7 protein-coding genes are annotated in these 6,378 nt (G+C 65.5%); 4 read left to right on the plus strand and 3 right to left on the minus strand.

Annotated features, from left to right (window positions below; all coding sequences use genetic code 11):
- Nucleotide 1 precedes the first annotated feature (1 nt).
- From SE92_RS06740 to SE92_RS06750, 3 genes are all read right to left on the minus strand, one after another.
- Entirely contained in the window at nt 2-394 is a 393-nt protein-coding gene (locus SE92_RS06740; RefSeq protein ID WP_063195027.1) for a curlin, read from the minus strand.
- A gap of 120 nt (nt 395-514) precedes the next feature.
- The gene (locus SE92_RS06745) at nt 515-916 is read right to left on the minus strand and encodes a hypothetical protein (protein ID WP_063195028.1); all 402 of its coding nucleotides are present in this window, start codon (nt 914-916) and stop codon (nt 515-517) included.
- Nucleotides 917-1,098: 182 nt separating this feature from the next.
- Nucleotides 1,099-1,746, minus strand: a complete 648-nt coding sequence (locus tag SE92_RS06750) for a response regulator transcription factor (protein WP_063195029.1) — start codon at nt 1,744-1,746, stop codon at nt 1,099-1,101.
- Nucleotides 1,747-2,357: 611 nt separating this feature from the next.
- Between SE92_RS06750 and SE92_RS06755 the strand changes: the two genes are divergently transcribed.
- From SE92_RS06755 to SE92_RS06770, 4 genes are read left to right on the plus strand one after another with little or no spacing between them, the layout of a single operon-like run.
- Nucleotides 2,358-3,788, plus strand: coding sequence for an efflux RND transporter periplasmic adaptor subunit (locus SE92_RS06755; protein WP_063195030.1), 1,431 nt, complete (start codon nt 2,358-2,360; stop codon nt 3,786-3,788).
- Entirely contained in the window at nt 3,785-4,513 is a 729-nt protein-coding gene (locus SE92_RS06760; RefSeq protein WP_063195031.1) for an ABC transporter ATP-binding protein, read from the plus strand. Before SE92_RS06755 ends, SE92_RS06760 begins: the two co-directional genes overlap by 4 nt.
- Complete coding sequence (locus SE92_RS06765) at nt 4,510-5,733, plus strand: ABC transporter permease (protein WP_063195032.1); 1,224 nt, start codon at nt 4,510-4,512, stop codon at nt 5,731-5,733. The genes SE92_RS06760 and SE92_RS06765 overlap by 4 nt, the downstream gene beginning before the upstream one ends.
- 48 nt (nt 5,734-5,781) lie before the next feature.
- Nucleotides 5,782-6,144 carry a response regulator transcription factor gene (locus SE92_RS06770; RefSeq protein WP_063195033.1) on the plus strand — a complete coding sequence of 121 codons (363 nt, stop codon included), beginning with the start codon at nt 5,782-5,784 and terminating at the stop codon, nt 6,142-6,144.
- Nucleotides 6,145-6,378: the final 234 nt, after the last annotated feature.

Raw genomic sequence — 6,378 nt, forward strand, 5'->3', positions numbered from 1 at the left:
CTCACGGAGCCTGTTGGATGATCGTGGAACCGTTCAGGATTCCGAGCTGTCCGACGCCGGCCATGTTGTTGGCGCCGATCTGGCCGATCAGGCTCGAATTGGAGCCGCCGACCTGGCCGGCCAGCGCGGTGTTCGACGCCGTGGCGGTCGTGCCGCCCTGCCCGATCACCGAAGTGTTGACGGTGAGGAGCGAGCCGGTCTGCAACGTCGTCGCAGTGTTGGTCGCGCCGAACTGCAGCGTCGTGGCATTGTTGCTGGTACCGCCGCTCTGCGAAATGAACGAAGTGTTGGTGTTTCCGAATTGCAGCACGCTGGCCGAGTTACCCGCCTGTGCATCGGCGGCCGTCAACGCAGCGAGCGCTGCGACCGTTGCAATGAAATAGGTGATCCGCATGTCATTTCCTCCGCGAGAATAGGCGGGCCGTCGCAATTGATCGGCCGGCCGGTTGCGGTGCATTCGAGAATGGTCCGGACGCACCGCAACTGGATGCGTCCGGCCAAACGGTTGCGTGGTTCAGTGCGCCGTCTGCGAGACGGTGCTGCCGTTGACGCCGAACACGCTGAGCTGGCCGACGGCGGCGGCGTTGTTCTGCAGCGCGGGCGGCCCGAACGAGTTCTGGGTGATCGCGCTGCCGTTGTTGCCGAACGCCACCTGGCCGGTGGTCGCCGAGTTCTGCACGCCGATCTGGTTCACCGTGCTGGCGTTGTTGAGCGAGGCCGAACCGGTGCCCTGCATCGTGCTCGCGGTATTCACGAGGCCGAGCTGGCTGGTCGACGAGCTGTCGTTGGTGAGGCCGTTCTGCGTGACGGACGAGCCGTTCACGACGCCGACCTGCACCGTGGTCGAGGTGTTGGCGGCCTGCGCGGCGGAGGACAGGGCGAACAATGCAACGGAAGCAAAAAACAATTTGCGCATGGAGTATCCCTTTCTGGCCAAGTTGTCTGATTGACTGAGTACGGATGCCGTCTTGGAAGAGGCCGACATCGTAGGGATACTGTGAACCGATCGTGGCCTGCGCGACAGACTGCAGTTCATGCTAATCGGTACGGACTAGACGCCTGCGCGAAATCTCGGCGCGCGAAGGCCCGGCAGCGGCGCTATCCCGCGCCTGCGCGCGGCGTCTGCGCTTCGCGCCCCATGCTGTCGATCAGGCGCACCACCTCGATCGGCGTGCGCAGCTCCAGCTTTCGCATCATCCTGGCGCGATGGACCTTCGCCGTCACTTCGCTCACGCCAAGCCGCGCCGCGATCTGCTTGGCGACGAGCCCTTCGGCCATCAGCAGCATGATCTCACGCTCACGCGCCGTCAGCGTGTCGACACGCTGGCGCGCTTCGCGCACGCTGTCTTCGCGTTCCAGCCGCCTGCGATCGCGTTCGATGCCGTGCCTGATCGCGTCGAGGATCTCCTGCTCGCGAAACGGCTTCGGCAGAAACTCCACCGCGCCGCGCTTCATGGCTTCGACCGAGACGCGGACGTCGGAATGGCCGCTGATGAAGACGATCGGGATCGGCACGCCCGTCTCGGCGAGCCGGCGCTGAAGCTCGAGGCCGGTCGGTGACGTCCCGGGAAAGCGAACATCGAGCACGAGGCACGAAGGCCCGGGCGAGATATCCTCCGCGAGGAATTCTTCCGTCGAGGCGAACAGCTTCACCTGGTGTCCGGTCTCCTCGCAGAGACTTCCGATCGCGGTTCGAATCTGAATCTCGTCGTCAACGACATAAACTATGGCTTGACCTGAACTCATGGCAACGGACTCCCCGGCTTGGGGCTCGATGAGCAAGCAACGAGCCATCCATTCTTCTTGCAAGCGGAAACAATGTGCTTGGATGAATATGCGGGGACCTCGTGAATCGCATCGGTCCGCCGGTTCGACGTCTTAGGGCCAACACCCGTTCGTGACGAGTGAAGGCGTTCACATATCGGGCTTCGTGATTGGAATGAATCGAGCGCGCCGCCGTCCGCCGCCAGGCAGCGCACGATCGCGAGAATGTGGCAATCCGGTGTCGTGCAGTCCGGTGTCGAGATCGCGGTGTCGCCAGCTGCGTCATGCATCGCCACTCATGTGCCGATCTGAACGCCGGGCACCGTCCGCTTCGCCGGAGCAGACGGGACGGCCAGTCAGCTTGTCGAGTTCGATACCGCGCGCGTCATATCGATACGCTTCGTATGCATCCGCAGCAAATCACGAAAAGTCGCAGCCCACGATTTTACTTCTGGATCATCAGGCGCACCCGACCGTCGCCCCCGGCTGCGGCGACATACTCACGATCGATATTGCTCTGGGGGATTTACAACCATAGCGCGATCTCAGTCCGTGCCGCCAGCGAAGCCATTTCAAAGAGGCGGGTTTTTGATATGCGATTTGTACCAGTCATTGCCTTGCTCGGAACTGCATGCAGCCTCGCCGCGATCACCATTGCGGGGCCCGATACCATCGCCGGCGCGGCCGGTCGCGCTGCGGACCGGGCCTCGCACGCCCTGGACTCGACCAAGCGCCTGCTCGTGCCGGCCGGCCGAGACGTGCCGACCTTCGGGTCGGATGCGCCCTTGTTCCGCTATGCCGCGATCCAGCGCGGCAGCATCGAGCAGACCGTCACCGTCACGGGTGCCCTGCAGCCGGTCAAGACGATCGAGGTCGGTTCCCAATTGTCCGGACAGCTCGCCCGGGTCTATGTCGATTTCAACGACACAGTCGCCAAGGATCAGCCGCTCGCCTTGATCGATCCGCGCAGCTTCGCGGCCAAGGTCGACGAAGCCAAGGCTTCGCTGGCGGTCGCCAATTCCCTGGTCGACATCGCCAGGGCCAAGCTCGATCGCGCCCGGATCGACCTGCAAAACGCGCGCGGCAGCCGGGATGTGCTCGCCGCCAAGCTCGAAAGCGCCCAGGCGGTCAAGACCTCGGCGCAGAAGACCCTGCAGCGCAAGCTGGCGCTGCAATCGCAGAACGTGGTGGCGACGACGACGGTCGACGACGCGCAGACCGAGTTCACCGCGCGCCTCGCCCAGGAGCGCGAGGCTGAGGTCCTGATGTCCCTCAACTCCTATTCGGTGGAAGGCGCGCAGGCCGATGTCCGCCGGATCGAGGCGGAATTGCAGCAGGCCCGCATGGCCGTGCCGGAGAAGGCGGCCGTTCTCGCCGCGGCCCAGGCCGATCTCGACCGCACCGTGATCCGCTCGCCGATCGACGGCGTTGTCGTCGGCAGGTTCGTCAACGAGGGCCAGACGCTCGCGGTCGGATTGGAATCGCGCACCACCTTCGTGGTGGCCCATCGCCTGGAGGACATGGAGATCCATGCCCAGGTCGACGAAGCCGATATCGGGCGCATCGCCCCTGGCCAGCGCGCCCATTTCACCGTGGACGCCTACCCGGACCGCCGCTTCGAGGCGGTGGTGCGGCAGGTGCGCAAGGCACCGCAGACCCAGCAGCACGTCGTCACCTACACCGTGGTCCTGGCGACCTCCAATCTGGACGGCGCGCTGCTCCCCGGGATGACCGCCCTGGTCAAGATCGTGATCGAGCATCAGGACGACGTTCTGAAGGTGCCGCTCGCCGCACTGCGCTTCCAGCCCTCCGGCACGCGACCGGACCCCGCGGCCACTAATAGCGGGGTGTGGGTCCGCACCGCGAGCGGCGCGCTGCAGCGCATCGCGGTGACGGTGGGCGCGGCCGGCGTCGAACAAGTCGCACTCAAGAGCGGCGATCTCGACGAGGGCAGCCAGGTTGCCGTCGGCCAGGCGATCCGTCCGGCGGGCTTCGAATTTCTCGGCATCAGGTTCGGATCATGACCGCCGCCTCCCCGCCCCTCATCAGCCTCCAATCGGTCAGCAGGACCTATCGCACCGACGGGGTCGCGGTGACCGCGGTGCGCAACGTCAGTTTCGAGATCGCGCAAGGCGAGATCGTCGCCGTGATGGGACCGTCCGGCTCCGGCAAATCGACCTTGATGAACATGATCGGGCTGCTCGACCTGCCGAACGAGGGCGCGGTCTATCTCCAGGGCGCCGACGTCGCCGGCCTGTCGGAAGATCGCCGGTCGTCCTTGCGTGCCCGCAGCATCGGCTTCGTGTTTCAGTCCTACAACCTGCTGGCCCGCCACAATGCGATCGAGAATGTCGCGCTGCCGCTGGTCTATTGCGGCATCGCTCGCAAGGAACGTCTGGCCCGCGCGGAAGCGAGCCTTCAAGCCGTCGGCATGCTGCACCGGGCTCACCACTTCCCGCGGCAGCTCTCCGGCGGCGAGCAGCAGCGCGTGGCGATTGCGCGCGCGTTGATCGCCTCGCCGCTGATCGTGCTGGCCGACGAGCCGACCGGCGCGCTCGACAGCCGCACCGGCGCCGAGATCCTGGCGCTGTTCGCCGCGCTCAACCGGACCGGCCAGACCATCGTGATGATCACGCATGATCCCGGCATCGCGACGCAGTGCCGCCGCACCATCCGCCTGCATGACGGCGAGCTCGTCGCCGATGAGACCCAGGCCATGATCCCGCCGAAACGGAACGCCGTGTCATGACGATGCTCCAGGGCTTCCAGATCGCATTGCACGCCTTGCGCCTCAATCCGCTGCGCAGCTTCCTCACCATGCTCGGCATCGTGATCGGCGTCGCCTCCATCGTGACCGTGTTCGCGATCGGAGCCGGCGCCCAGCTTCGCCTGCAGGAGCAGATCCGCTCGATCGGCGCCAACGTGCTGATGATCACCCCCGGCGCGGTCTATCAGGGTGGCGTGCGTCTCAAGGACGGCAGCAAGCTGACCATGACCGAAGGCGACGTGCAGGCGATCCTCGAGCAGATCCCGGAGATCCAGGCCGCGGCCGGCTCGCTCGCCGGAACGGCGCAGGTCATCCACGAGGGCAAGAACTGGAATACGACGATCAACGGCACGACGACGGGGCATTTCATGGTGCGCGACTGGCAGCTGGCGAGCGGCCGCTATTTTTCCGGCGCGGAAGAATCCGGTGCGGGCAAGGTCGTGATCCTCGGCAGCACGGTCGCACGCGAGCTGTTCGCGGACGGCGACGATCCGATCGGTGCGCAGATCCGGATCATGAAGGTGCCGCTCGAGGTGGTCGGCGTGCTCGACCGCAAGGGCCCCGCGCAGGACGACGTCGCCTTCGTGCCGCTCGCCACCGCCAAGCTGCGTTTCCTCGGCAGCGCCAGCAACATCAACCGGGATTCGGTTGCCTACATCATCGCCAAGGTGGCGGGCGACGGACAGATGGCGGGAGCGCGATCGGAGATCGAGAATTTGCTGCGGCAGCGCCACCGTGTCCCCGCCGGCCAGGAGGACGATTTCAAGGTCCAGGATCCGGCCGCCGCGATGGAAGCGCAGCAGGGTGCGATCCGCACCGTCGCGCTGCTGCTCGTCGCCATCGCCTCGGTCTCGCTCCTGGTCGGCGGCATCAGCATCATGAATGTCATGATCGTCTCGGTCACCGAGCGCACGCGGGAGATCGGAATCCGCCGCGCGCTCGGCGGACGGATGCGGGACATCCGTCTGCAATTTCTCTGCGAAGCGCTGGTGCTCTGCCTGCTCGGCGGCGCCATCGGCGTCCTCGGCGGCGTCACGCTCTCGATGACGGTCGCCCGGATGGCGGGATGGGTCACCTCGATCGACGGTCAGGCAATCGGCCTTGCCCTCGCCTTCTCGATCGCCACCGGCCTCATCTTCGGTTTCTATCCCGCTCACAAGGCATCCAAGCTCAGCCCGATCGAAGCGCTCAAAACGGAGTGAGACGATGCCGAAAGCAGCCAAGTCAGCCCGACGACCAGGGAGGAGCCCATGAGCCCGGATCCGAAGGATTCGATTACGCCGACACCGCGCGAGCGAGAGCTGATGCTGCTGATCGCACGAGGGCTGCAGAACAAGAACATCGCCTTCGAGCTGAAGATCTCGGAGAACACGGTCCGGGCGCATATCGGCAACATCATGCGCAAATACCGGCTTTCGAACCGGACGCAGATCGCGATCGCCTTTGCCCTGCACACCGCGCCATTGTCGCTCCGCCGCGATCTTGCCAGGGCTGACCGCGCCAGGTCTGACCCAGCCAGGTCTGACCACTCCAGGTCTGACCGCCATCCGTCGGCGCCAAAGCCCGCGCAGGCGCCGGCTCAAACGCCACCGGTGCAAACCGCGCCGGATTGACCGCCGGCCACAATCCCTTGTGTTGCCCGGCGGGCAAAACACGCGACGGGTAGGTCAACGCGCACGGGCGAAAATATTCCGCTTTGCCGAAATTCGGAAAGCGCGTATGTGTCATGGCAACCCGGCCCAAGGACAAGGGGCGTATCGCGATCGTCACGAACGCGGGCCGGGCGGCGGTGGACGCAGATCGCATCGGCGCGAAGGGTTTTGCAGGGCGGGCAACCGTGAGCGAGG

The organism is Bradyrhizobium sp. AT1 (genome assembly GCF_001590795.1).
Taxonomy (GTDB): domain Bacteria; phylum Pseudomonadota; class Alphaproteobacteria; order Rhizobiales; family Xanthobacteraceae; genus Bradyrhizobium.